The organism is Streptomyces sp. NPDC017940, assembly GCF_044328435.1.
Taxonomy (GTDB): Bacteria; Actinomycetota; Actinomycetes; order Streptomycetales; family Streptomycetaceae; genus Streptomyces.
The window spans coordinates 60,585-84,606 of the sequence record NZ_JBIRHJ010000015.1 but is presented as its reverse complement, the minus strand read 5'-3'; the positions used below and the strand labels follow the sequence as shown (position 1 = coordinate 84,606).

At 73.2% G+C, this 24,022-nt stretch carries 24 protein-coding genes; 12 read left to right on the top strand and 12 right to left on the bottom strand.

The annotated features are described in order from the left end of the window. Both ACH4DX_RS33995 and ACH4DX_RS33990 read left to right on the top strand, forming a co-directional pair. Positions 1–85, top strand: an 85-nt coding sequence (locus tag ACH4DX_RS33995) for a TerD family protein (RefSeq protein WP_398154735.1), incomplete at its 5' end; no start/stop codon positions are given. Positions 86–190: 105 nt separating this feature from the next. Then, positions 191–604, top strand: a complete 414-nt coding sequence (locus ACH4DX_RS33990) for a CoA-binding protein (protein ID WP_398123679.1) — start codon at positions 191–193, stop codon at positions 602–604. A gap of 17 nt (positions 605–621) precedes the next feature. Here the strand turns inward: ACH4DX_RS33990 and ACH4DX_RS33985 are convergent, their stop codons facing one another. Beyond that, positions 622–1,689: a PucR family transcriptional regulator gene (locus ACH4DX_RS33985; RefSeq protein ID WP_398157899.1), complete on the bottom strand. Its 1,068-nt coding sequence runs from the start codon at positions 1,687–1,689 to the stop codon at positions 622–624. 83 nt (positions 1,690–1,772) lie between these two features. Continuing rightward, complete coding sequence (locus tag ACH4DX_RS33980) at positions 1,773–2,579, bottom strand: hypothetical protein (RefSeq protein WP_398157898.1); 807 nt, start codon at positions 2,577–2,579, stop codon at positions 1,773–1,775. A gap of 215 nt (positions 2,580–2,794) precedes the next feature. Here ACH4DX_RS33980 and ACH4DX_RS33975 point away from each other — a divergent pair, with 215 nt between their 5' ends. Both ACH4DX_RS33975 and ACH4DX_RS33970 read left to right on the top strand, forming a co-directional pair. Further along, positions 2,795–4,843 (top strand): P-loop ATPase, Sll1717 family, encoded by a 2,049-nt coding sequence (locus tag ACH4DX_RS33975; RefSeq protein ID WP_398157897.1) that lies wholly within the window; start codon positions 2,795–2,797, stop codon positions 4,841–4,843. Between the two features lie 474 nt (positions 4,844–5,317). Continuing rightward, a complete protein-coding gene (locus tag ACH4DX_RS33970) occupies positions 5,318–6,355 on the top strand; it encodes a helix-turn-helix domain-containing protein (protein WP_398123683.1) in 1,038 nt (345 codons plus the stop codon). A gap of 29 nt (positions 6,356–6,384) precedes the next feature. Here ACH4DX_RS33970 and ACH4DX_RS33965 read toward each other — a convergent pair whose 3' ends face one another. After that, positions 6,385–7,176 carry a lysophospholipid acyltransferase family protein gene (locus tag ACH4DX_RS33965; protein ID WP_398157896.1) on the bottom strand — a complete coding sequence of 264 codons (792 nt, stop codon included), beginning with the start codon at positions 7,174–7,176 and terminating at the stop codon, positions 6,385–6,387. Further along, positions 7,173–7,970 (bottom strand): GNAT family N-acetyltransferase, encoded by a 798-nt coding sequence (locus ACH4DX_RS33960; protein ID WP_398157895.1) that lies wholly within the window; start codon positions 7,968–7,970, stop codon positions 7,173–7,175. Before ACH4DX_RS33960 ends, ACH4DX_RS33965 begins: the two co-directional genes overlap by 4 nt. A gap of 500 nt (positions 7,971–8,470) precedes the next feature. On the opposite strand from ACH4DX_RS33960, the gene ACH4DX_RS33955 reads away from it, so the two are divergent. Continuing rightward, entirely contained in the window at positions 8,471–9,685 is a 1,215-nt protein-coding gene (locus ACH4DX_RS33955; RefSeq protein ID WP_398157894.1) for a CaiB/BaiF CoA transferase family protein, read from the top strand. 106 nt (positions 9,686–9,791) lie between these two features. On the opposite strand, the gene ACH4DX_RS33950 is transcribed toward ACH4DX_RS33955, so the two are convergent. Beyond that, complete coding sequence (locus ACH4DX_RS33950) at positions 9,792–10,376, bottom strand: helix-turn-helix domain-containing protein (protein WP_398157893.1); 585 nt, start codon at positions 10,374–10,376, stop codon at positions 9,792–9,794. Positions 10,377–10,506: 130 nt separating this feature from the next. After that, positions 10,507–11,343, bottom strand: a complete 837-nt coding sequence (locus ACH4DX_RS33945; RefSeq protein ID WP_398157892.1) for an acyltransferase — start codon at positions 11,341–11,343, stop codon at positions 10,507–10,509. Positions 11,344–11,484: 141 nt separating this feature from the next. Between ACH4DX_RS33945 and ACH4DX_RS33940 the strand changes: the two genes are divergently transcribed. Continuing rightward, positions 11,485–12,021 (top strand): gamma carbonic anhydrase family protein, encoded by a 537-nt coding sequence (locus ACH4DX_RS33940; protein ID WP_398157891.1) that lies wholly within the window; start codon positions 11,485–11,487, stop codon positions 12,019–12,021. 166 nt (positions 12,022–12,187) lie between these two features. Here ACH4DX_RS33940 and ACH4DX_RS33935 read toward each other — a convergent pair whose 3' ends face one another. Beyond that, positions 12,188–12,964, bottom strand: a complete 777-nt coding sequence (locus tag ACH4DX_RS33935; protein ID WP_398157890.1) for a DedA family protein — start codon at positions 12,962–12,964, stop codon at positions 12,188–12,190. Positions 12,965–13,035: 71 nt separating this feature from the next. Continuing rightward, positions 13,036–13,494 (bottom strand): DUF4442 domain-containing protein, encoded by a 459-nt coding sequence (locus tag ACH4DX_RS33930; protein ID WP_398123691.1) that lies wholly within the window; start codon positions 13,492–13,494, stop codon positions 13,036–13,038. Between the two features lie 81 nt (positions 13,495–13,575). Here ACH4DX_RS33930 and ACH4DX_RS33925 point away from each other — a divergent pair, with 81 nt between their 5' ends. The 4 genes from ACH4DX_RS33925 (at position 13,576) to ACH4DX_RS33910 (ending at position 18,477) form a co-directional block, all read left to right on the top strand. Further along, positions 13,576–14,514 carry a hypothetical protein gene (locus ACH4DX_RS33925; protein WP_398157889.1) on the top strand — a complete coding sequence of 313 codons (939 nt, stop codon included), beginning with the start codon at positions 13,576–13,578 and terminating at the stop codon, positions 14,512–14,514. 57 nt (positions 14,515–14,571) lie between these two features. Beyond that, positions 14,572–15,612 carry a hypothetical protein gene (locus tag ACH4DX_RS33920; protein ID WP_398157888.1) on the top strand — a complete coding sequence of 347 codons (1,041 nt, stop codon included), beginning with the start codon at positions 14,572–14,574 and terminating at the stop codon, positions 15,610–15,612. Positions 15,613–15,806: 194 nt separating this feature from the next. After that, on the top strand, positions 15,807–16,913 hold the full coding sequence (locus ACH4DX_RS33915; protein ID WP_398157887.1) for a hypothetical protein: 1,107 nt from the start codon (positions 15,807–15,809) through the stop codon (positions 16,911–16,913). Positions 16,914–17,094: 181 nt separating this feature from the next. Beyond that, positions 17,095–18,477, top strand: coding sequence for an MFS transporter (locus ACH4DX_RS33910; RefSeq protein ID WP_398157886.1), 1,383 nt, complete (start codon positions 17,095–17,097; stop codon positions 18,475–18,477). An 88-nt stretch (positions 18,478–18,565) separates the two neighbouring features. On the opposite strand, the gene ACH4DX_RS33905 is transcribed toward ACH4DX_RS33910, so the two are convergent. From ACH4DX_RS33905 to ACH4DX_RS33890, 4 genes are all read right to left on the bottom strand, one after another. Continuing rightward, positions 18,566–19,411, bottom strand: coding sequence for a spermidine synthase (locus tag ACH4DX_RS33905; RefSeq protein WP_398157906.1), 846 nt, complete (start codon positions 19,409–19,411; stop codon positions 18,566–18,568). A gap of 308 nt (positions 19,412–19,719) precedes the next feature. Continuing rightward, complete coding sequence (tuf, locus tag ACH4DX_RS33900) at positions 19,720–20,898, bottom strand: elongation factor Tu (protein ID WP_398157885.1); 1,179 nt, start codon at positions 20,896–20,898, stop codon at positions 19,720–19,722. Positions 20,899–21,017: 119 nt separating this feature from the next. Beyond that, positions 21,018–21,173 carry a hypothetical protein gene (locus ACH4DX_RS33895; protein WP_398157884.1) on the bottom strand — a complete coding sequence of 52 codons (156 nt, stop codon included), beginning with the start codon at positions 21,171–21,173 and terminating at the stop codon, positions 21,018–21,020. A gap of 158 nt (positions 21,174–21,331) precedes the next feature. Then, positions 21,332–22,036: a DNA alkylation repair protein gene (locus ACH4DX_RS33890; protein ID WP_398157883.1), complete on the bottom strand. Its 705-nt coding sequence runs from the start codon at positions 22,034–22,036 to the stop codon at positions 21,332–21,334. Between the two features lie 49 nt (positions 22,037–22,085). Here ACH4DX_RS33890 and ACH4DX_RS33885 point away from each other — a divergent pair, with 49 nt between their 5' ends. After that, complete coding sequence (locus ACH4DX_RS33885; RefSeq protein WP_398157882.1) at positions 22,086–22,796, top strand: TVP38/TMEM64 family protein; 711 nt, start codon at positions 22,086–22,088, stop codon at positions 22,794–22,796. Positions 22,797–23,085: 289 nt separating this feature from the next. Then, on the top strand, positions 23,086–23,958 hold the full coding sequence (locus ACH4DX_RS33880) for an undecaprenyl-diphosphate phosphatase (protein WP_398123700.1): 873 nt from the start codon (positions 23,086–23,088) through the stop codon (positions 23,956–23,958). The last annotated feature ends 64 nt before the right edge of the window (positions 23,959–24,022 follow it).

Sequence of the window (24,022 nt, the reverse complement as noted above, 5' to 3'; positions counted from 1 at the left end):
CACCGAATGGAAGTTCCGCGCCGTCGGCCAGGGCTACGCCAGCGGCCTGCGCGGCATCGCCTCCGACTTCGGCGTCAACGTCTGACACCCGCCGCGCACCGCACGGCCCCGACGGCGGCGTCGGCCGGGAATCACCCGGCCCGCGCCGCCGTTGGCACTGTCGCAAGGACCACACCCCTGGAGGCCCGACATGTACGGCGATCCCGCCACCGTTCGCAGGATTCTCACCGGGCTCGGTGACACCTGGGCCGTCGTCGGCCTCTCGAACAACGAACGGCGGGCCGCGTACGGCGTCGCCGAGGTGCTCCAGCGGTACGGCAAGCGCGTCGTCCCCGTCCACCCGAAGGCGGAGACGGTGCACGGCGAGAAGGGGTACGCCTCGCTCGCCGAGATCCCCTTCGACGTCGACGTCGTGGACGTCTTCGTGAACAGCGAACTCGCGGGCGCCGTCGCGGACGAGGCAGTGGCCGTCGGCGCCGACGCCGTGTGGTTCCAGCTCGGCGTCGTCGACGAGGCGGCGTACGAGCGGACCAGGGCCTCGGGCCTCGAGATGGTCATGGACCGCTGCCCCGCCATCGAGATCCCGCGCCTCGGCCCCGCGTGACGCCGTGACGGCGTCGCTCAGAACGGGCACTCGGGCCAGTCGAGGAGCCGCGCGCCGATCACCGCCGTCTGGAGGGTGTAACGGTGCATCGGGAGCGCGGGGTTGGCGCCGGTGAGCCGGTGGATGCGGTCCAGGCGGTAGGTGAGGGCGCGCACGCTGAGATTCAGGCGACGGGCGGCCTGTGCCGCCACACAGCCCGTGTCGAAGTAGGCCGACAGGGTCTCGATGAGGGGCTCCGCGCCGCCCCGCGCCTGCCGCAGCGGGCCCAGGGTGTTCACGACCAGATCGGCCATGGCCTGCCGGTCGCGGCCGAGGACCGGGTAGACGAGCAGGTCGGCGGCGCGCAGCACGGCCGGGGTCAGCTCCAGGCGCTCGGCGATGTCGAGGGCGTTGAGCGCCTCTTCGTACGACTGGACGACGCCGCCCACCCCTGGCCGGGGGCGGCCGATGGCGACGCGGCCGCCCCCGGTGGCGGTGTGCGCCTGCCCGGCGAAGAAGTCGAGGACGTCGTCCTGGTCGCCGGGGGCCACGCACACCAGGCGGCCGTCCTTGGTGGTGATCAGGACGCCGCGGTCGGCGAAGCGGGCCGCGAGTGCCTGTTCCACGGCACGCGGTGCCTTGTCGCCCTCTTCGTAGGCACCCTCTCCCCGCGCGACGGCGACGGCGTGCGAGGAGGAGAGGCGCAGCCCGAAGCGCTCGGCGCGCTCGGCGAGCAGGCCGAGGTCGCTGCGGCCGTGCAGCAGGTCGTCGATGAACTCCCGCCGTGCCGCCTCCTCCTGGCGGACCGCGAGGAGCTGAGCGCGTTCGTACCCCTCGGCGAAGGCGTCGACGGCCTGCTCCACGGCGGCGAGCAGGGCGGCCGCGGACACCGGTACGGCGGCGGGGTCCGCGCCGTACGTCCGGGCCGCCTCCAGGTGCGCACCCACGAGGGCGCGCAGGCCGTACCCGGCGTCGGCGGCGCGTTCACCGAGCGCGCGCCGTGACTCCAACTCGTCGCGCGTCAGACCGCGGCCGGTGGCGGAGGCGTCGGCGAGTATCCCGGTGTAGCCGTCCAGATAGTCGCCCGGTATGTCATGTCCCGCCACATGCGCCCCCGGTGCCCTGATCACAGCCTTGTGCCTGCTCAGCGTACGAGCCGGGGGCGGAGGCAGCGGGGCCCGGCCGGTGGTCATGCGCAGTCGGCCCGGGGCCAGGTGCCGTCGGCGGGGTCCGCGGGCAGTCCGTACGGGCGCCGGTGCCCGTGCCCGTGCCCGTGCCCGCCGGAGCGGTCCCGGCGGCGGCCGGGGGCGAGCACCACGGAACAGGGCGCGACCCAGAAGAACGCGCCGCTGTCCTCGTAGGCGTACAGGAGGGCGGTGGCGCCCGCGGTCATCGGGGCTGCTGGGGTTGCCGGGGCAGTCGGGTCTAGCGGGGTTGCCGGGACCGCCGGGGTTGCCGTGTCTGCATGGCGTGCCGGGACCGCCGGGGATGCCGTGTCTGCATGGCCTGCCGGGACCGCTGGGACTGTCGGGGTTGCCGGGACCGCCGGGGATGCCGTGCCTGCATGGCCTGCCGGGACCGCCGGGAGGTCACGCGGCGACGGACCGCCGAGGTCCCGCGGCAGCGCGCCCGACCGGCGGGCGCGGGCGCGCGCGTACGGGCGCACGAGCGCATACGTCACCCCCCAGGCGACGAGCGCGGACACCAGGAGCAGGCCCACGTCCGCCGCCGCGTGCGCGAGGCCCGCCCAGTGGGTGCGGGCGACAGCGAGGGTCCCCGCCAGGCTCACGGCCCATCCGGTGAACGCCATGAGCGACACCGCCACGGCCACCGGCACTCCCCCGAGGCCCACCGCGCCCAGGGCGGCGTCCTCGTCGAAACTGTCGGCCCGGCCGGCCCCCAGCGCCACGAGCAGCCAGAAGCACACCACCACAGCCATCGCGGAGCTGAAGGCCATCCCTGGCCATCCCACCGCCGCGTCGACCAACTCCCCCATGTCCCCCGCCCCCTCGACCGGTCACGCCCGAGGACCGTGCCCACCCGGGCACCGGCTCTCGTTTCCGTGATCCGGCACCCGGGCCCTCGCCCCCCGTCTCTGCCTCCTCATACTGACGCGGCCCGTCCCTTCGGCGCACTGCCTTTTTCCGGCAATCTTTATGCTTCCTTGATGCCGCCCCGACACGGTGCGCCGCCTGTACGCGGGCCGCCTCGATGTCGTCGGCCCGGAACTGTTCGGCCCGCGCGGTCGTCTTCAGCCCGTGCACGCAGGGCGCCGGAGTACCCGAGGAGCCGATGATGTGGGGCGATGTGTCCATGGCCGCGCTCGACCGCCTGTACTTCGGCAGGGAGGACGCGGAACGCGACGTGACCGACGGTCTCCTGCGGGAGGGCTTCCTGCCCACCGCAGCGTTCCGTGCCGCGCTCTCGGGGCGCAAGATGCTGATCATCGGCAGGAAGGGGTCCGGCAAGAGCGCGATCTGCGTGCGGCTCCTCGAGGACGGCGCGCACGCGGGCGGGGCGCTGCTCATCACGCCGGACGACGCCGCGGGCGACGAGATCCGCAGGTTCGAGCTCCAGGGCCTCGCGGGTGACACCGCCAAGTCGCTGATCTGGCGGTATGTGTTCGCGGTGCACGCGGCACGGCACCTCGTGGCCCACGCGAGGGGCGCGCACGGGCGCAGGGAACCCGACTCCGTGAAGGCGCTGCGTCGCTTCCTCAAGCAGAACGACGAAGAAGCAGCGGAAACCGCGGGCGGCGCCGCGCTGTCCGGCGGGCGGCTCGGGGACCGCCTCACGCAGAGCGCGCGCGGCCTGCAAACGTCGCTGTCCCTGGAGGCGTTCGGGGTCCGGGCCGCCATGGACCTGGTGCCCTCGGGGTCCGAGGGGGCGCGCGCCGCACGGCAGCTGGAGCTCGTCGAGCACGGTGTGGCACGGGCTTTCGCCGATCTGGGCTGTGCGCGGGCGCACGCTCCGCTGTTGCTCCTCATCGACCAGCTGGAGCAGGTGTGGTCCGCGGAGGCCGACAGCAACTCGATGGTCGTCGGGCTGCTGCTCGCCGCCAAGCACGTGGCGGGCGCGTACGGCCGGGCGCTGCGCTGCCTGTTGTTCCTGCGGTCCGACATCTACGACTCGCTGTCGTTCGGCGAGGGCGACAAGTTCCGCGGCGACGAGGTGCGCATCGCGTGGACGGAACCGGCGCTGCGGGAGCTGGCCCGGACCCGGGCGGCGGCCTCGGTCGGCGACGCGCTCGGCGGTGGGCCCCTGGACGACACCCGGCTGTGGCAGGAGCTGTTCCCGCCGACGGTGGCGGGCGAGCCGACGCCCGCGTATCTGTTCGCGCGCTCCCTGCCGCGTCCGCGCGACGCCATCCAGTTCCTCAACCTGTGCCGGGACACGGCGGCCGACAACGGCCACAGCCGGGTCGAGGAGAGCGACGTCCTCCAGGCCACCTGGCAGTTCTCCGAGTGGAAACTCAAGGACCTGGTCCAGGAGTACCTGATCGCGCACCCCTTCCTCGAACGCCTCTACCCCCTCTTCCAGAACACCGGGTACACGGTCACCAGGGGTGTCCTCGGCAACCGCCTCGACGAGGCGGCACCCACCCTGCGGCGCCTGTTCCCCGCGTACGCCGAGTCCCTCGACCTCACCGGTGTCGTCGACACCCTCTTCGCGGTCGGCTTCCTCGGCGTGCGGCGCGGCAACGACGTGGTGTACGGGGGCGGCGGCGAGCTGCCCGTGCAGCCGCACGAGGGCGAGTTCCACGTCCACCCCTGCTTCCGGGAGGCGCTCGGTGCCACGAGCCCGGTCGACCTGCGGCGGTACGAGCCGAGTGTGGTGGTCTCCCGCGTGGGCTCCGGCAACATCGGCTACGCGCAGGCCCACGGCAGATCGCTCAGTGTGCGCCCGTACGAACTCCTGGAGCTCGTGACCCGCTCCTGCCGGTCGGTGCACGGTCAGGTGGGCCGTGCGGTCGGCCTCGGTCACGACGTGCGCGACGAGATCGCCGGGCAGGTCGGCCGGGTCCTGACCGACACCGCGGACGTACGGGCACGGCTGCGCGCCGACGAGCACGTGGACGTCGTCGAGCACGTGCTCACGGTGGCGGGCTACTTCACCACGCTCGCCGCACAGCTCCTCGCCAGCGGACTCGACGGCGCGTCCGGCAGCGACGGCGTCGCGCACCGCATCGACGACGAGGCACGCAGGCTGCGCAGACTGGCGGGCGGGGCCTCGGGGAGCACCGGTGACGCGCACGTGTGAAGGTTCTGACGCACCACGGGTGCGGGCCTCGGCACAGTACGCGTGAGGGTCCTGGCCCGCCACACGTGCAGGCTACAGCGTTCCGCGCGGGGCGGCCCTGACGTGCAGGACCCGCCGGAAAGGGGGCGCGGGATGCCCCGGGTGGGGGGTCAGCGCCCCTGGCATGGAGGCGAGAACCGGGGCATCCCGTGCCGGTCTGGGGTCGCGCTCCGTGCACGGTCCTGCCCGGTGCGCGGGGCACCGGCGGCAGAAGCACGTGGACGCGGTCGGCGTTGTCCGGCAGACTGCCGCTCCGGCAAGCGACTTCAGCGTTCATGACAACGAGTCCGCGACATGCACGACCGTACCGGGATCCGGGCGCGCGGGGACGTCGGAGTTCCGCCACTGTCGGCTTTCCGACGCCCACGAGACGCCCGCACGCCCGAACGCCCGCACGCCCGCACGCCCACACGCCCACGAAGGGAGAGCGGTGGCATGGACCCGACGCCCCCCTCAGGCCCCACCCCGCCGCGCCCGCCCGTACTCACCGGACTCGGCATCAGCCCCGCCGACGAGCGGGTGTACCGGGCGTTCCTCACGGCGCCCTGCTCGACGCCCGGGCAACTGGCGGCGGCGACCGGCCTGACCGAGCCGCGCGTGCGCCGGCACGTGCGCTCCCTCGCCCGGCTCGGACTGCTCACCGAGGCCGCGGACGGACCCGAGCGGTACACCCCGGCACCGCCCGACGTGGCCCTGGAAGTCCTCGCGCTGCGCCGCCAGGAGGAGATCGCGCACGCCCGGCTCGCCGCGGCCGGGCTGGCCGAGGAGTTCCGGGCCGGACGGCTGCGCGGCGGGGGCTCCCCGGTGCAGGTGCTGCGCGGGCGTGAGGCCATCGCCCAGCAGTTCTTCCAGACGCAGCAGACGGCCAAGAACGAGATCCTGATCCTCGACAAGCCGCCCTACGTCGTGGAACCGCTGCGGCGCCAGGACACCGTGCAGCTCGAACGCCTCGACAAGGGCGTGCGCTACCGCGCGGTCTACGACCAGGCGGGGCTCGACGGCCCCGGGCGCGCGGAGGCCACCCGGGATCTCGCGGCGCGCGGCGAGGAGAGCCGGGTCCTCGTGGACGTGCCGCTGAAACTGGTGATCGCCGACCACAGGGTCGCGCTCGTCCCGTTCGTCGTCGCCAGTCAGGAAGAGATCCTCGTCGTCCAGCAGTCCGCGCTCCTCGACGGCCTGATCGCCCTCTTCGAGCTCCTCTGGCAGCGCGCCACGCCGCTGTGGCCCGCGGCCCCCGGCTGCCACGAACTGCTCTCGCCCGAGGACGAACTGCTGCTCGGCCATCTGCGCGCCGGGCTCACCGACAGCGCCATCGCCCGCCGCCTCGGTGTGGCCCAGCGCACGGTCGAACGCCGGATGAGCCGGATCATGGCGGTGCTCGGGGTGCGGACCCGCTTCCAGGCGGGGGTGCGCACGACCACGCTGTACGGTCCCCCGGACGGCGAGCCTCCCGGGGGCGCCCGCGGCCGGTGACCCGCTCCCGGGGTGCGTACGTGACGTCCTCACGCGTGCACGCTCGCCTGCCCCGCGCTCACCGCCGCCCACGCCCCCGCCGCCAGCGTCCTGCGGTCGTCCCCGTACAGCGGCGGGTGCGCGGTGATCCGCACGGTGAGACCGCGGGTCGCCGCCACTCGCCGCAGCGATCCCCCGAAGCCCTCGTCCCCGAGGAACGCCGCCGATGTGCTGGTCCTGCCGCCGACGCGGTACGCCACCGTCACCGGCCGCACGGCCGCGCCCGCGTCCACCGCTCCCTGGAACGCGGCCCGCCGGAACCGGCCCGATGAGACCGAGCACCACGTGGTGGCCTGCGGGAAGACGAGGACGGACCGCCCCGACGCGAGCGTCCCCGCCAGCTCCCGCACCATCAGGGGCAGTGCGTGCCGCCCGCCGTCGCGGTCGATGAACTGCGTGCCGAGGCGCCGGGCGAGCGAGCCGACGACGGGCCAGCGGCCCACTTCCCTCTTGGCGACGAACGACACCGGCTCGACGGCGAGCAGCGCCACGACGTCGAGCCACGAGATGTGGTTGGCGACGACCAGCGTGCCGAGGGGGGAGCCCGGCGCGCTCAGCGGTGCCGTCGGCGCCTCCAGCTCCACGCCGAGCGCGCCGAGCACCCGGCGCGCCTGGACCCGGGGCGCCACGTCCCCCGCCAGGCGCTCCCCGAGGGCCAGGCACCGGGTGAGCTCGCGGGCGAGAGCCGCGTACCGCAGCCCTGTCGCCGCGGGCCCGACGCGGGCGGCCGGACGCACCGCGCAGGACCGCGGGCAGCCGGCGTCGACGGCCCAGGGATTCACGCGTTCCGCCCGGCGTCACCGAGGAAGAACCTGCGGTGCCGCTCGCTCAGTCGCTCGGTGTCGAGCAGTACGTAGAAGTCGGCGGAGTCGAACTCGGGGTCGTGCGCGGGCGCCCCGCACATCCAGGCGCCGAGACGCAGATAGCCGCGCAGCAGGGGCGGCAGGTCGGCGTGGCTCGGGCGGTGCTCGGCGAGGTCGCCGGGTGTCCAGGGGCGGTGCGGGTGGACGCGGAACTCGGGCGGCGAGGCGTGCTTGGCGGTGCCGAGCAGCCAGGCGCCGGCGGCTCCCACGCCCCCGTCGGAGAGCGGCACGGAGGCGCAGCCCGCGAGGTAGCGGTGGCCGGAGAGCAGGACGTAGCGGGCCAGGGCCGACCACATCAGGTTGATCACGGCGCCGGAGCGGTGGTCGGGGTGCACGCAGGAGCGCCCGGCCTCGACGGTGGCAGGGCGCAGCGCCCGCAGCGCGCTGAGGTCGAACTCACCGTCGGAGTAGGAGCGTTCCGAGCGCCCTGGCGGGATCAGGCGGTAGGTGCCGACGACGTCGCCGCTGGTGGTGTCGGTGATGATCAGGTGGTCCGCGAGCGCGTCGAACGCGTCGATGTCGTGCCCGGGCAGCGGGGTGTCGAGCGCGGCGCCCATCTCCTCGCCGAAGACCTGGAAGCGCAGCCGCTGTGCGGCGCGGATCTGCTCCTCGGAGTGCGCGATGGAGGGCACATAGGCAGGGGTACCGGCGGTGGGGACGGCGGGGGTGGACGCGGCGGCTTCCGGAACGGGAGTAATGGGTGTCGCGGTCATGACATTTTCTCCGTTCGATGGGACGGACGGCGAGTCCGCTGAAAGCGACGTACGGAAACGCGGGAGCGGGAGGCGTACGGGACCGGAGATGCTTGCGGCAACGGGGAGACGTACGGGACCGGCGGGAAGCACGGAAGCGGAGGGGATCGCGGGGGCGGGGTGAAGTCGCGGGAGCGGGGAAGAAGTCGCGGGAGCAGGGGATCGCGGCCGAGGCCGACTGCGGAGGAAGGACGCCCGTTCAGCACGGTGACCCCCTCGGCTGAACTGCGCCCAAGATGCGCGAGACCGATCGTGCCGACCCTCGTGAGCATCAGGTGAACGGCGGGGGCCGCCGCGGGGCGCGCGCCCCTCCGCCGCGCCCGGTACCGTCGACCCCACCGGTCGTGCGCGCCCCCGTGCGCGGCCCGGCGGCGGCGCCACGGGAGGGGAGCGCACCTGATGACGGACGGCGAGCGACTCGATACCGGCCTGCGGGTGAGGGAGAAGGGCCGGTCCTGACGATGGCGCACGCGCTGCCGCTGGCCGGGATCACCGTGGTCAGCCTCGAACAGGCCGTCGCCGCCCCGTTCGCCACCCGGCAGCTCGCGGACCTGGGGGCAAGGGTGATCAAGGTGGAGCGCCCGGGCGGGGGCGACTTCGCGCGCCGCTACGACACCACCGTGCACGGCGAGGCCAGTTATTTCGTCTGGCTCAACCGCTCCAAGGAGTCGCTCACCCTGGACGTGAAGTCACCCGCGGGCCAGGAGATACTGCGGGAACTCCTGGCGGGTGCCGATGTGTTCGTGCAGAACCTCGCCCCGGGAGCGGCCGACCGCCTCGGCCTCGCCCCGCCCGACCTCCAGGCCCGCCACCCCTCCCTGATCACCTGCACGGTCAGCGGCTACGGCACCGACGGGCCCTGGGCGGACCGGAAGGCGTACGACATGCTCATGCAGTGCCAGACGGGTCTGCTCTCCCTCACCGGCACTCCTGAGGAGGCCGTGCGCGTCGGGATCTCGGTCGCCGACATCGCGGCGGGGATGTACGCCTACAGCGGCATCCTGTCGGCGCTGTTCACCCGCGCGACGACCGGCAGGGCACCCGCCGTGGAGATCTCCCTCTTCGACGCGCTCGCCGAGTGGATGAGCCAGCCCGCGTACTACACCCGCCACGGCGGTACGCAGCCGCCGCGCGTCGGCGCCCGGCACGCGACGGTGGCGCCCTACGGCGTGTTCGCCGCCGCCGACGGCGTGGAGGTGCTGATATCGGTGCAGAACGAGCGGGAGTGGGCGGCGCTGTGCGAACAGTTCCTGGGGCGGCGGGAACTGGTGGCCGACCCGCGCTTCGCCACCGGTTCCGCGCGGGTCGCGCACCGCGAGGACCTCGACGCGGCCGTCGCCGCGCGGTTCGCGGAGCTGTCCGGGGACGAGGCGGTGGCCCTGCTCGACGCGGCAGGCATCGCCAACGCGGGCGTCAACTCCGTCACCGACTTCCTGGAACATCCCGTGCTGACCGCCCGCGACCGCTGGCGTGACGTGGGGCTGCCGGGGGCGGCGCCCGACGTCCCGGTGCTCCTGCCCCCTGTCGCGCTCTCCGGCGTGAGCCCGCGCATGGGCCCCGTGCCGGGCGAGGGGGAACACACGGAGAGGATCCTGGCCGATCTGGGCCGGGACGCCGCAGCCATCGAGCGGCTGCGCGCCGAGGGCGTCATCGCGGGCCCGCAGGAGGGGAGTTAGCCCGCGTTCAGGGGAGGCGTCGGCCCGCGCGCACGCCGACCCACCCGCACGCCCCGAGCCCCCCGATCACCACCGTCGCGTCCGGCAGGTCCGCGCAGACCTCGCCTCAGTACGCGCCCGAGTGGGCCGGCGGGACCGACACCGCCATCGTCATCTCGAGCGGCTCCGCGCCCCTGTTGTGGTAGCCGTGCGCCGCGTTCGCCTCGAACGACGCCGCGGAACCGGCCGTGACGAGGTGCTCGTCGCCGTCCACGACCAGCGTCAGCTCCCCCGCCCTGACGTGCAGCAGCTCGAGCGTGCCCGGCGGGTGCCCGTCGGAGTCGCTGCCCTCGCCCGGCATCAGATGCCATGTCCACAGCTCGAAGGGGCCCCGGGACTCCGTGCCCACGAGCAGGGTCGTGCTGCTGCCCGCGTCCGTGGACCACATCCGCACCGCGCGCTCGGGCGGCACGAGGCGGACCTGCGGGCCCTGTTCGTGGTCGAGCAGCGTGGTGATGCTGACGCCGAGCGCGTCCGCGAGCTTGACCGTGATGCCCACGCTGGGGTTCGTGCGGGCCTGCTCGATCTGGATGATCATGCCCCGGCTGACGCCCGCGCGGGCCGCGAGCGCGTCGAGCGTGAAGTTCCGTTCGGTCCGCCAGCGCTTGAGGTTGCGCGCGAGGGACTGAGTCAGCTGGTCGAGGTCCGACACGTTCCGTCCAATATTCCGGATAACAGAGTTCAGTGTGATGAACTACGGCGCGGTGCACCCGAGGGTTCCCGAAGGTTCACCACACTGTACTGCCCGGTTCTCCTGCCAGGACGGCCCGGCAGCCCACGGCTCAGGGACCTTCGCGGTCCGGCAGCTCCGTGCGCCCCGACAACTCCGGCAGCTCCGTGCGCCCCGACACCTCCGGCAGCTCCGTGCGTCCCGCCAGCTCCGACAACTCCGGCAGCTCCGACAGCGCGAGCAGCTGCTCGGGAGTGACACCCTCGGGTATCGGCACCGGCGCCGGTGTGCGCAGCGGCGGCTCCCAGCCGCGCTCCGCGCACCACGTCCGCACCACCCGCGCGGGCGCCCCCGCCACCACCGCGTGGTCGGGGACCTCACCGCGCACCACGGCGCCCGCGGCCACCACCACATTGCGGCCGATGCGGGCTCCCGGCAGGATCACGGCGCCCGTGCCGACCCAGCAGCCGGAGCCGATCTCGACCGGCTCCATCCGCGGCCACTGCTTGCCGATGGGGGTGTGCGGGTCGTCGTACGAGTGGTTCGTCGACGTCACGTACACATAGGGACCGAAGTAGCAGTCGTCGCCGACGGTCACCGTGGTGTCCGCGATGATGTGGCTGCCGCGGCCGAGCACCACGCCGTCCCCGACGCGCAGGATCGGGTCGGGGCCGAGGTCCAGGTCGGGCATCAACCCGGCGGTGAGCGTGACCTGTTCGCCCACGATGCAGTGCGCGCCGAGCCGGATCCAGGGCGCCCCGAAGACCGTGCCCTGCGGGAACGCCAGTTTCGTGCCCTCGCCGATCGCGCCGAACCGCAGCCGCCCGGGACGGCGCGCGGTCACCGCACCCGTGCGCTGCACCCAGTCCCACCCGGCGTGGACGGCGCGCTGCGCCACGCCGCGCCGCCAGGCGGCCATCGATGAGAACACGTTCTTGTTTCCGGGCATCTGCTCACGTTACTCGCGCGGCCCCCGCCGGGCACCGCCGCCACCTGTGATCTTCACCCCATGCGGCGACGCACCGGCGGCCGTCACGTAGCGTCCCGTACGGTTCGCTTCAAGACGGCACGGACAAGGGGAGGGAAGCCGATGAGCCAGCAGGCACTCGTCATGGGCTTCGGCGGCAAGGAGCCGAAAGTCGACCAGGAGGCCTTCGTCGCGCCGACGGCGGTGCTGATCGGCGAGGTGACCCTGGGCGCGCGGGCCGGCGCCTGGTACGGCGCCGTCCTGCGCGCCGACTTCGGGCCGATCGAGATCGGCGCCGACAGCAACATCCAGGACAATTGCAGCCTGCACGTCGACCCGGACTTCTCGCTCACCGTCGGCGAGCGCGTCTCGGTCGGCCACAACGCGGTCCTGCACGGCTGCACCGTCGAGGACGACTCCCTCGTCGGCATGGGCGCCACCGTGCTCAACGGCGCCCGGATAGGCGCCGGTTCCCTCGTCGCTGCGGGGTCCCTCGTGCCGCAGCGGATGCGGGTGCCTGCCGGTTCCCTGGTCGCGGGCGTGCCCGCGAAGGTCGTGCGGGAACTGACCGAGGAGGAGCGCGCGGAGCTCACCCTCAACGCCACCGTGTACGTGGAGCTCGCACGGGCCCACAGCGAGGCCCTCGGCCGCCCCGCTTGACGCGGAGCCGATCCGTGGGCGGCGATTGCCGACCGGATCGGGGCGCATGCGGTGCGTGCGCCGCGAGCGAACGTGACGCGGACCGTGAGCGCGCGAGCCCGCGAGCCGCGAGGAACGTGACGCGGACCGCAAGGAACGTGACGCGGGCCGCGTACGTAGCGCTCGCTCAGCCGACGGCCGGAGCCCGCGTCCCGGCGGGCTCCGCCTCGGCCTCCGCCGCAGCGCCCGGCTCGCTCCCGGGTGCGGCCCCCGACGCGCCCGCACCCGGACACGCACCCGCGTCCGGCGCGTCCGCGTCCGGCGCGTCCGCGCCCGCCGCGGTCCGGGCGGCGTACTCCTCCGCCGCCCTCTTCGCGCGCCGCTTGACCAGCAACATCGAGCCGATGCCGATGAGGACGGCGATGCCGAGACCGACGTACGAGAAGCGCTTGAGCCAGTCCTCTGCGACCACGCCGATGTAGTAGATGACCGCGGTGGTGCCGCCCGCCCAGACGATGCCGCCTAGGACGTTGGCGATGGCGAACTTCCAGTACGGCATCCGGAGGACGCCCGCGAGCGGCCCGGCGAAGATGCGCAGGAGTGCGACGAAGCGGCCGAAGAAGACGGCCCACATGCCCCACTTCTGGAAGGACCGCTCGGCACTGCCGACGTTCGCCGCACTGAAGTGCTTGGGGAACTTCCGTTCCAGCCAGGCCAGCAGTGGCCTGCCGCCCTTGCGCCCGATCGCGTAGCCGATGGAGTCGCCGATCACCGCACCGGCGGTGGCACAGGCACCGAGGATCACGGGATCGACGTCGCCGTGCTGGGACGAGAGCAGCGCGGCGGAGACCAGGACGATCTCGCCGGGCAGCGGGATGCCCAGTGACTCCAGGCCGATGACCAGTCCGACGAGCGCGTAGACACTGACGGCGGGTACGTTCTCCAGCCACTCCTGGACGTGCAACCCCGGTTCCTTCCGCTGCGCAGGTGACCCCCCGGCGTGCGCGTCCTTGATGATCACGCCGCCGGGGAAGCCTACCTCGCGTCGTTCGGCCGCAGAGTCCACACAACCGTCATCTCACCGGTCACGGCACCGTCCTCGCGCGTGATGGCGATGGCGACGGGGAACTCCGGGCGCTGCCCCGCGTCGAGTTCGGCCACCACGTCGGCGACGGGGCGGCCGAGCGTGGCGGTGGCCTCGACCGTTCCCTTGGCGAGCTTCTTGTACGCGATGTCGGCACGCACCGCGAGCGGCACGGCGCGGGAGAGCTGCGCCCCGAAGGCGGCGAGCACGATGGCTCCGCTCGCGGACTCCCCCAGCGTGAACATCGCTCCGGCGTGCGGCCCGCCCACGTGGTTGTGGTAGTCGCCCTGGTCGGGCAGGACGACCACGGCCCGCTCCGGGGTGGTCTCGGTGAACTGGAGGTTCAGCGTCCGGGCCATCGGCACGGTGGCGGCGAGCATCTCGCCTATCGACATCTGGTCTGCGCTCATACGCCGAACGTTACCCACGAGTAGCCCAACTTGGCCAGGCCCTTCACAGCGTTCGCGGACGCACTCATAGGGTGATCCGCCATGGACCCACAGGAACCCAACCCGTACCTGCGGCCGGGCTACCACCAGCCAGGACCACCCACTCAGCCAGGACCAGCCACCCAGCCGGGCCCGCCGTCCCCGCAGGGCCCACCGACCCCACCAGGCCCGCCGAACCGGCCCGGCGGGCCCAGCACCCGGGTCGTAGCCCTGGTCGCGGCCCTCGCCGTCGTCGTGGCCGCGGGCGTCACCGGCTTCCTGGTGCTCGGCGGGGACGAGAACGACTCCGCGCGGCCAGGCCCGGACCGCTCGACCTCGTCCCCCGGCCCCAGGGGCGCCGACCGCCGCGGCGGGGACGGCGGTCCCGAGCCGACGGTCCCCGGCTGGAGGACGGTCGTGAACCCCAAGCGGGGCATCGCCTTCGACGTCCCCGCAGGGTGGTCCCTGAAGAGTGACTCCTGGGTCTCCTGGGTGTCGGACGAGGCGAAGGAGGCCGCAGGGGACGAGGACAACCGCCTCGCGGCGATGGCGGCGCCCGCCTATCTCAAGGAGCGGTGGTGCGCGTCAGACGAGGAGAAGGACGGCGTCATCGAGTACGCACCCCTCGGCGGCGCGGGCACCAGGAGCGACAAGGGCTTCAAGAACACCGAGGACGTCGCGCGCGAGAACGCGACCGCGTGGGTGTACGGCGCGTACGCCCAGCCGGAACGCGGCAAGGTCACGTCCGGCCCGGTGCGGGCGTACACCACGGAGTCCGGCATCGAGGGCAGCCTCGCCACGGCCGCGTCGTCCGGCATCACCAAGGAGGGGAAGTGCGACACCGACGGCAAGGCGACGGTGTTCGCGTTCAAGGACCGCGGGGGCGAGTTCGTGTCCTGGGCCTTCCACGGCGCCAAGGACGTGAGGGAGGAGATCCCTGACGCGACGGTCCTGAAGATCCTCGGCACGGTGCGTGAGTACGAGGCCTCGGACGGGAACTGAGGCTCTCCCGAGGGGGGTTGCGATCGCGCACACACGGCACCCGTAGGGTTACCGGCCATGTGGTCAGGACAGCAGTCGCCCGGCGGTGGGCAGAACCCGCAGGACCCGGGCGCCAACCCGTACCGGCAGCCCGGGTACCAGCAGCCGAATCCGTACGGGCAACCCGGCTATCAGCAGCAGCCGGGACACCAACAGCCCGGCTATCCGCAGCAGCCCGGTCACCAGCACCCCGGCTATCAGCCCCCAGGCCACCCCCAGCAGCAGCCGACCGGGAACAGCGGTGGCGGAGGCGGCGGGAACCGGACCAAGGTGATCGCCGTGGTCGCGGCCGCCGCCGTGGTGGTGGCCGCGGGCGTCACCGGTTTCCTCGTACTCGGCGGCGACGGCGACTCCGACGAGGGGGCGGACAGGGGCGGCAAGGCCGGTGCGTCCGGCTCCGCGTCCGACAAGCCGTCGCCGGGCGGCGACGACGGTGCCGAGCGGGGTACGGGGGGCGACCCCAAGGCGACCGTTCCGGGCTGGCAGGTCGTGGTGAACCCCAAGTGGGGCGTCGCCTTCGACGTACCGGCCGACTGGCGGGTCGCGGGGCCGCGCCGGGCCGTCAACCTCGCGGACAACAAGACGGGCGAGCCGCTGGCGACCATGGGCTCGCCCGCGTCCCTCAAGCCCAAGTGGTGCACCTCGGACGACGACAGGGACGGCCGCTCCCACGACACCCCGCTGGCCGTCGCGGGCACCAAGGGCGGGCGCGGCGGCAAGAGCACCGAGCAGGTCGCGGTGAACACCGTCGGCTGGTGGATCTACGGCGCCTACACCCAGCCGGACAAGAAGAGCATGACGTACGACGAGAAGGCGAAGCCGTACACCACCAAGTCCGGTGTCGAGGGCAGCATCGCGTGGGGCCGTTCGGTGAACACGCCGCAGAAGGGCAAGTGCGCCTCCGACGGCAAGGCGATCAGCTTCGGCTTCAAGAACTCCGCGGGCGAGTTCGTGTCCTGGAACCTGTACGGCGCCAAGGGCGTGAAGGAGGAGATCCCGGACGCGACGGTCCTGAAGATCCTCGACACGGTGCGGCTGCACGGCGAACCGACGGCGTGACGCCGGGGCCCCCGCTCCGCCGGAGGCGCACCCTCCGACACCGGGCGCACCCCCTCCTCACCACGCCTCCCCACCGCTCCCCGCACCGCTTCTTCACCACTTCGTCACCGCCTCGTCCGCCCCCTGCTCCGGTGGCCGTCCGGGAGGCGGCCGGGCGTGGCACCCGGGGGCCCGCCCATCTATGGTTACTGGCCATGTGGCCAGAACAGCAGCCGCCCGGGGGCGAGCAGAACCCGCAGGACCCGAGTGCCAACCCGTACCAGCAGCCCGGGTACCAGCAGCCGAATCCGTACCAGCAGCCCGGCTATCAGCAGCAGCCCGGGTATCAGCAGCAGCCGCCCGCCGGGCAGCCCAACCCGTACCACCAGCCGCCCGCAGGGCAGCCGACGGCCGGGCAGCCGCAGTGGGGGGCGCCGACCTTCCCGATGGGCACGCCGCAGGCAGGCGGCCCGGACGGGCGCGGCGGTGGCAGCGGTGACGGCAGGAAGACGAAGATCACGGCCATCGTCGCGGCGGCCGCCGTGGTCGTCGCCGCGGGCGTCACCGGCTTCCTGGTCCTCGGCGGTGACGGCGACGACAAGGACGGCAAGTCCGACAAGGCCGCCGCCAAGCCCTCCAAGTCGGTCTCCAAGAAGCCGACCAGCGAGCCGTCCGACGACGACAACCCGCGCGGCACCGGTGGCGACCCCAAGCCGACGGTTCCCGGCTGGCAGGTCGTCGTGAACCCCAAGTGGGGCACCGCGTTCGACGTGCCGCCGGACTGGAAGGTCGAGTCCCCCGACACCTTCATCGGGTTCGAGGACAAGAAGGGTGACGGCAGCAAGCCGCTGATCATCATGTCCGCGCCCGCCGTCTACCAGGAGAAGTGGTGCACCTCCGACGACGACAACGACGGCAAGGCGGACGACACGTCGCTCGCCGTGGTCGGCACCAAGGGGCAGAACGGCGCCAAGAACACCAAGGACGTCGCGCGCAACGACTCGGCCTGGTGGGTCTTCGGCGGCTACACCGGCCAGAAGAAGTCGGACAAGAAGAAGATCAAGATCGGCAAGGTGGAGTCGTACACCACCAAGTCCGGCATCGAGGGCAGTGTCACGACGTCCACGACGTCCGGTGTGCCGAGGACGGACAAGTGCGACTCCGACGGCAAGGCCACGACGTTCGCGTTCAAGAACGCTGCCGGTGACTACGTCGCCTGGACGCTGCACGGCGCCAAGGGCGTGAAGGGGGAGATCTCCGACGCCCAGGTGAAGAAGATCCTCGCCACGGTGCGGTTGCACGGGGGCCCCGAGGAGTCCTGACGGGGGTCCCGAGAGTCCTGACGGGGCCCGGAGGAGTCCTGACGGCGGTCCCGATGAGTCCTGATCCGCCACGTCCCGCCCTGGCCGGCGGACGGCCGGGGGGAATCGGCTGGACGTGGGCCGCGGGACGTAGGCCGCGGGAATCGGTTTGGCAAGGGAGTGCCGCTGCGGGGATAGTCCCGTGGTGACCTCTCCCGCCGTCGGCCGCCGTCCCTCCTGGGCGGGCCGCAACTACACGCTTCTCACCGCCGCCGCGATCATCACGAACCTGGGTGGCCACGGTGCGCTGATCGCGGCGGCGTTCGCGGTGCTCGACGCGGGCGGGGACAGCGGCGACGTGGGCCTGGTGGCGGCGGCCCGCACGCTGCCCCTCGTGCTGTTCCTGCTCATCGGCGGCGCGGTGGCCGACCGGCTGCCGCGGCACCGCGTCATGGTCGCCGCCAACGCCCTCAACTGCGTCTCGCAGGCCGCCTTCGCCGCCGTCGTGCTCGCCGGTGACCCCCAGCTGTGGCAGATGATGCTGCTCACCGCCCTCGGCGGCACCGGCCAGGCCTTCTTCGGGCCCGCCTCCGAAGGCATGCTGCTCTCGTCGGTCAGCGGCGAGCAGGCCGGCCGTGCGTTCGCCCTCTACCGGATGGCGATGCAGGGCGCGGGCCTCGGCGGTGCCGCGCTCGGTGGCCTGCTCGTCGCGGTGGTCGGGCCCGGCTGGGTGCTCGCGGTGGACGCGGTGGCGTTCGCCCTCGCGGGAGCGCTGCGGGTCTTCCTCGACGTCGGCCACATACCGGACCGCGAACCCGGCGGCGGGCTGCTCGCCGATCTGCGCGACGGCTGGCGCGAGTTCACCGGACGTACCTGGCTGTGGACGATCGTGGCGCAGTTCTCGGTCGTGGTGGCGGTCGTCGGCGCCGCCGAGTCGGTGTTCGGACCGCTGGTCGCAAAGGACGAGCTCGGCGGTGCGGGGCCCTGGGGGCTCGCGCTCGGGGCGTTCGGGGCGGGCACCGTGGGCGGCGCTCTCCTGATGACGCGCTGGAAGCCGCGGCGGCTCCTCCTCGCCGGTACGTTGTGCGTCTTCCCGCTCGCCGCTCCCTCCGCGGCGCTCGCGGTGCCGCTGCCGGTGGCGGGGCTCGCGGCGGTGATGTTCGTCAGCGGCGTCGCGGTCGAGGTGTTCGGTGTCTCCTGGATGACGGCGATGCACCAGGAGATCCCGGAGGAGAAGCTGTCGCGCGTCGCGGCGTACGACTGGTTCGGCTCGATCGCCATGGTCCCCCTCGCCACCGCCCTCGCGGGCCCCGCCGAGCAGACCTTCGGCCGCTCGGCCTCCCTGTGGGGCTGCGCCGCACTCGTGCTCGTGGTGACGGCCGCGGTCCTGTGCGTCCCGGACGTACGGAACCTCAGGCGCCGTACGACGCACGTGGTGGCCGCGAACGCGCAGCCTGGCGCCGGGGTGCGGGCGGGCATGGGGGTGGAGGCGGTTGCCGCAGCGGAGGTGGTTGCGGGGGTGCAGGTGGTCTCGGGGGCTGAGGTCTCCGAGGCGGGGCCTGCGACCAAGCCGCCCACCGGCTGAGCCTCCCTCTGGCTGGCCTCCCCCTGGCTGAGCCGCCCCCCGGCTGGGCCGGGCGGATCCGGGGCCCCGGCTGTACGGCGTGCTCCGGTCAGCCGACGCCGAACGCCCCGTCCGGCGGCTGAGGGGACGGGACGGCTTCCGCGTCCCGCACGGCCTGCGCGTCGCCGATGAACTTCCGCAGCGCGTCGCCGTGGACCACGCGCGCGGGGAACGCGTCGGCGGCGGTGCGCCGCACGAGGGCCGCCAGGTCGAAGGGCTCGTGCCCGGCGAGCAGCACCGCGTTGCCGAAGCGGCGGCCGCGCAGCAGTCCGGGCTCGGCGACGAGGGCCAGCTCGTCGAAGGCCTCTGCGAAGGTGGCCAGTTGGGAGCGGAGGAAGGTGAAGGGGCTGCCGTCGGCCAGGTTCGCGATGTAGCGGCCGTCCGCCCGCAGCACCCGGCGCACGGCCGCGGCGTAGGCGTCCGACGTGAGGTGCGCGGGCACCCGGGAGCCGCCGAACACATCCCCCACGACGACGTCCGCGCTGCCCTCGGGGGCGGCCTCGACCCAGGCACGGGCGTCGGCGCCGTGCACCGTGATCCCGCAGTCCGCGGGCAGCGGCAGCTTCTCGACGACCAGCCGCAGCAGTCCGCGGTCCGCTTCGACCACGTCCTGGCGTGCACCGGGTCGGGTCGCGGCCACATAGCGGGGCAGCGTGAGCGCGCCGCCGCCGAGGTGGACGACGTCGAGCGGTCGCCCCGGGGCGGCGGCGGTGTCCAGGGCGTGCGCGAGCCTGCGGGCGTACTCGAACTCCAGGTGCGTGGGGGCGTCCAGGTCGACGTACGACTGGGGCGCACCGTCCACGGTGAGGAGCCAGGCCCGGTCCCGATCCACATCGGGAAGCAGCTTGGCGGTGCCGTGGTCGACGACACGGGTGACGGGGATCGGCTCTGCCAGGGGGTGCGGGTCGGGCTCCGCCATGGGGTGCGGCTCGGATGCCAGATCCGGCTCCGCCGCGGGCTGCGGCTCGGGCCCCGGTATCGGCACGGGTCGGGGCCGGGCGGGACCAGGCGGGTCGGCGGGCTCGTTCACGGTTCCATTGTGCCCGCCGCGGCCCGCCGGCCGAACGCCGCGCGATGCGGGCCGCCCACGGCCCTCCACTGCCGGGCAGCCCAGCGGTGACGGGACCGGTCCCGATCGCGTCGGGACCGGTCCCGACGCGATCGTGACCGGTCCCCCGGCCGGAGCCGGAACGGAAGTCGGGGTCAGCCGACTTCCGTCACGGTTCCCGCGCCGACCGTCCTGCCGCCCTCCCGGATCGCGAAGCCGAGGCCCGGCTCCAGGGGGATGTCGCGGCCGAGTTCGACGGTCAGGGAGACCGTGTCGCCGGGCTGGGCGACGGCGGCCTCGCCCAGGTCGATGTCGCCGACCACGTCCGCGGTGCGGATGTAGAACTGTGGCCGGTATCCGGTCGACACCGGGGTGCTGCGGCCGCCTTCGCGGGCGGAGAGGACGTACACCTGCGCGGTGAAGCGGCGACTCGGCCGGACGCTGCCGGGCGCGGCGATCACGTGCCCGCGGCGGACCGCGTCACGCGGCACCCCGCGCACCAGCAGCGCGACGTTGTCGCCGGCCTGCGCGGAGTCCATCGGCTTGCCAAAGGTCTCCAGGCCGGTGACGACCGTCTCGCCGTCGCCTTCGGCCCCGCCGAGGACCTGCACGCGGTCGCCGACACGGACGGTGCCCCGCTCGACGGCCCCGGTGACGACCGTGCCCCGGCCCGTGATGGTCAGGACGTTCTCCACGGGCAGGAGGAAGGGCGCGTCCACGTAGCGCTCCGGCATCGGCACATAGGTGTCGACCGCGTCGAGCAGCGCCTCGATGGCCGTCGTCCAGCGCGGCTCCCCCGCGAGGGCCTTGAGCCCGGAGACCCGGACCACCGGCACCGCGTCCCCGCCGTACCCGTGGGCCGTGAGCAACTCCCGCACCTCAAGCTCGACGAGGTCGGTCAGCTCCGGGTCGCCCGCGTCGGCCTTGTTCAGGGCGACCACGATGTGGTCGACGCCGACCTGCCGGGCGAGGAGCACGTGCTCCGCGGTCTGCGGCATGATGCCGTCCACCGCGGACACCACGAGGATCGCGCCGTCGAGCTGCGCCGCACCGGTGACCATGTTCTTCACGTAGTCGGCGTGGCCCGGCATGTCGACGTGGGCGTAGTGGCGGGTGTCGGTCTCGTACTCGACGTGGGCGATGTTGATGGTGATGCCGCGCTGGGCCTCCTCGGGGGCGCGGTCGATGCGGTCGAAGGGCACGAACGTACCGGTGCCGCGCTCGCTGAGGACCTTGGTGATGGCGGCGGTCAGAGTGGTCTTGCCGTGGTCGACATGGCCCATGGTGCCGATGTTCAGATGCGGCTTGGTGCGTACGTAGGCGGTCTTGGACATGGCGGTTCCTGCCTCGGAACTCGAAAGGTGTGGCCCGCGGCACGGACGGCGGCGGACGGGGACCCCAGGGGCCTGGCCGACCCTCCCCCTGCGGGGTCCGCCGGAATGTCCGGGGAGAGTCAGCTTCGGGTGCCGTCGGCAGGAAGGACGGCCGGTGCGATCCCGGCGAGTGCTGCCGCGACCGGTGCGCCGGGCGGCGTGACGGCAGCCTCGACCGCGTCCGCGACTGCGGACGGCGGGGCGAAGGAGGCGTACCGGAACATGTCGACGATCATTACCGACCCGGTGCCGCACGTCGAATCAATTTCCCCGACCCGGCGGCCACAGGGGCACGTTGGACACCACGGGCACCATGGGCACCACGGGCACGCCGGGCACGCCGGGCTCCGGTAGGGAAGCTCCGGTGCGGAAACTCCCCTAGGGGGCGCGGTGCTCAGGCTCCGATGTTCTTGAGGGCCTCCCGCACCGACAGCGGGGCGAGCACGTCCCGGTGCCGGGCGGTGAAGTCGCGTACCGCGTCCGGATCCGTCTTGGCGTACTCGCGCAGACACCATCCGATCGCCTTGCGCACGAAGAAGTCGGGGTGCGCCGCCTGCCGGGCGCAGTACGCGAAGAGGCGGTCGGCGTCGGTGGCGTCCTTGTGGCGCAGCTGGTGGAGCAGTGCCGTCCGCACCGCCCACAGGTCGCCGTCCTCGACCCAGGCGTCCATCTCGACCGCGAGCCCTCGGTCCGCGGCGACGAGGGAGCCCACGACGTGCGCCGCGAGCGCGTCGACGGTGTCCCACCAGGACCGGGTCGTCACCAGATGGCGCGCCACGGGCAGGAACGCGGACGAGCAGCTGCCCGCGTACCGCCGCAGGTAGTCGACGGCGAAGTACTGGTACTCGCGCTCGGGCAGCCGCCAGCAGCGCAGCGCGACCGCGGCGCAGTCCTGCTCGTCGGGCCGCGGCATCCCGGCGAGGACGGCCCGGGACACGTCGCGCCGCACGGGCGAGGTGATTCCGAGGAAGGGCGCGATGTCCTTCATGTACGCGCGCATGTCCGCGGCCCGCACCGGATCCGCCGCCTCCGCGCAGCGCGCGGTGAGGCGTTCGAGGAGGCGGTCGGCCAGCGGACTGTGCGGGACTGTGACGCGCATGAGACGCACCATACGGCGATCAGTCACACAGGTCGGCTAGTCTCCCGGGATGCTCCACACCGCCGCCGCCCCGACGCCGGGCCTCGCCGTGCGCTGCACCCGGGTGCTGCTCTCACCGTGGTCGCGCCTCTTTCTGCTCGTCCTCGTGCTGGCCGCGGCCGGTGCGGGCATGCTGCTCCTCGAGCCGCAGCGGCTCCTCGCGGACGGCTGGCCACCGCAGTTGGGCGGCGCCGCGGCGGTGTGCGTCTTCGCCGTCGCCTACGGCGTCTGCACGGTCGCGTTCGTGCCGCGGCCGCTGCTCAACCTCGCGGCGGGCGCGCTGTTCGGTTCGCAGGCCGGGCTGCCCGCGGCGATCGCGGGCACGGTCCTCGGGGCCGGGGTGTCGTTCGGCCTCGGCCGGGTGCTCGGCCAGGACGCGCTGCGGCCGCTGCTGCGCGGCCGCTGGCTGAAGGCGGCCGACGGCCAGCTGAGCAGGCACGGGTTCCGCTCGATGCTCGCGGTGCGGCTCTTCCCCGGTGTGCCGTTCGCGGCGGCCAACTACTGCGCCGCGGTGTCCCGCATGGGCTGGCTGCCGTTCCTGCTCGCCACGGCCATCGGCTCGATCCCGAACACGGCGGCGTACGTCATAGCCGGTGCGCGGGCGTCGACGCCCACGTCGCCCGTCTTCCTCATCGCCATGGGGTTCATCGCGGCGACCGGGCTCGCGGGTGCCGCCGTGGCCTGGTGCAAGCGCCACCGCCTGCGCCAGAGCGCCTCGTAAGGGGGCGGGGAACGGCGCGTAAGGGGCGCGGGGAACGGCGCGAGCAACCAAGGACAAACCGCGGACGCGTCTGCTCGACGGCCCGGCAGACGCGTTTGCGGCTTTTCGTACGTTGCGCGCGCAGTTCCCCGCGCCCCTCACGGGGCAGCCCCAGCACCCCCAGGACGCACGGTGGGCCCTCGCGCCGGAAGATTCATCTTGTGCCGCTACGCTGCCCCCCGGCGGGGCGCACCTGATCGTCCCGCCGCCCCCTTGGGTCCTCGATCAGTTACTGGACGGCGCGGTTTTCATGTCTTGGCTCGAATCGTTCATCCTCGGACTCGTCCAAGGACTGACCGAGTTCCTTCCGATCTCCTCCAGCGCACATCTGCGGCTGACGGCGGCGTTCGCCGGCTGGCACGATCCGGGTGCCGCCTTCACCGCGATCACTCAGATCGGCACCGAGGCAGCCGTCCTCATCTACTTCCGCAAGGACATCGGCCGGATCATCGGGGCGTGGACCGGTTCGCTCGTCGGGAAGGTGCCGCGGTCCGACCACGACGCGCAGATGGGCTGGCTGGTCATCGTCGGCTCGATCCCGATCGGTGTCCTCGGCGTCACCTTCAAGGACCAGATCGAGGGCCCGTTCCGCGATCTGCGGCTCATCGCCACCACACTCATCGTCATGGGCATTGTCCTCGGCATCGCCGACCGGCTCGCCGCCCGTGACGAGACGGGCGGCAAGCACCGTGCCGTGCGCCACCGCAAGGGCCTCAAGGAACTGGGCGTACGGGACGGCCTGATCTTCGGCATCTGCCAGGCCATGGCCCTCGTACCCGGTGTCTCCCGCTCCGGCGCCACCATCAGCGGCGGCCTGCTCATGGGGTACACCCGTGAGGCCGCGGCCCGCTATTCCTTCCTCCTCGCCATCCCCGCCGTCCTGGCCTCCGGCGTCTTCGAGCTCAAGGACGCGGGCGAGGGGCATGTCTCGTGGGGCCCCACGATCTTCGCCACGATCATCGCGTTCATCGTCGGTTATGCCGTGATCGCGTGGTTCATGAAGTTCATCACGACCAAGAGCTTCATGCCGTTCGTCTACTACCGCATCCTGCTCGGCATCGTCCTCTTCGTGCTCGTGGGCATGGGCGAACTCAGCCCGCACGCCGGCGAGTCGGCCGAGTGACGCGCGCGAGTTCCCACCGCCCGTGCGGCGGAGGGAACTCGCGCGTCGACGGTGGGCAGGTCCC

Excerpts from the sequence above, each read along its gene's own strand:
- ACH4DX_RS33955 (WP_398157894.1), top strand. The coding sequence starts at position 8,471 with ATGGCGCACGCGCTGCCGCTGGCCGGGATCACCGTGGTCAGCCTCGAA.
- tuf (WP_398157885.1), bottom strand. The coding sequence starts at position 20,898 with ATGTCCAAGACCGCCTACGTACGCACCAAGCCGCATCTGAACATCGGC.
- ACH4DX_RS33960 (WP_398157895.1), bottom strand. The coding sequence starts at position 7,970 with ATGACCGCGACACCCATTACTCCCGTTCCGGAAGCCGCCGCGTCCACC.
- ACH4DX_RS33975 (WP_398157897.1), top strand. The coding sequence starts at position 2,795 with ATGTCGTCGGCCCGGAACTGTTCGGCCCGCGCGGTCGTCTTCAGCCCG.
- ACH4DX_RS33945 (WP_398157892.1), bottom strand. The coding sequence starts at position 11,343 with ATGCCCGGAAACAAGAACGTGTTCTCATCGATGGCCGCCTGGCGGCGC.
- ACH4DX_RS33970 (WP_398123683.1), top strand. The coding sequence starts at position 5,318 with ATGGACCCGACGCCCCCCTCAGGCCCCACCCCGCCGCGCCCGCCCGTA.
- ACH4DX_RS33915 (WP_398157887.1), top strand. The coding sequence starts at position 15,807 with ATGTGGCCAGAACAGCAGCCGCCCGGGGGCGAGCAGAACCCGCAGGAC.
- ACH4DX_RS33895 (WP_398157884.1), bottom strand. The coding sequence starts at position 21,173 with ATGATCGTCGACATGTTCCGGTACGCCTCCTTCGCCCCGCCGTCCGCA.
- ACH4DX_RS33920 (WP_398157888.1), top strand. The coding sequence starts at position 14,572 with ATGTGGTCAGGACAGCAGTCGCCCGGCGGTGGGCAGAACCCGCAGGAC.
- ACH4DX_RS33925 (WP_398157889.1), top strand. The coding sequence starts at position 13,576 with ATGGACCCACAGGAACCCAACCCGTACCTGCGGCCGGGCTACCACCAG.
- ACH4DX_RS33930 (WP_398123691.1), bottom strand. The coding sequence starts at position 13,494 with ATGAGCGCAGACCAGATGTCGATAGGCGAGATGCTCGCCGCCACCGTG.
- ACH4DX_RS33890 (WP_398157883.1), bottom strand. The coding sequence starts at position 22,036 with ATGCGCGTCACAGTCCCGCACAGTCCGCTGGCCGACCGCCTCCTCGAA.
- ACH4DX_RS33885 (WP_398157882.1), top strand. The coding sequence starts at position 22,086 with ATGCTCCACACCGCCGCCGCCCCGACGCCGGGCCTCGCCGTGCGCTGC.
- ACH4DX_RS33940 (WP_398157891.1), top strand. The coding sequence starts at position 11,485 with ATGAGCCAGCAGGCACTCGTCATGGGCTTCGGCGGCAAGGAGCCGAAA.
- ACH4DX_RS33880 (WP_398123700.1), top strand. The coding sequence starts at position 23,086 with ATGTCTTGGCTCGAATCGTTCATCCTCGGACTCGTCCAAGGACTGACC.
- ACH4DX_RS33980 (WP_398157898.1), bottom strand. The coding sequence starts at position 2,579 with ATGGGGGAGTTGGTCGACGCGGCGGTGGGATGGCCAGGGATGGCCTTC.
- ACH4DX_RS33990 (WP_398123679.1), top strand. The coding sequence starts at position 191 with ATGTACGGCGATCCCGCCACCGTTCGCAGGATTCTCACCGGGCTCGGT.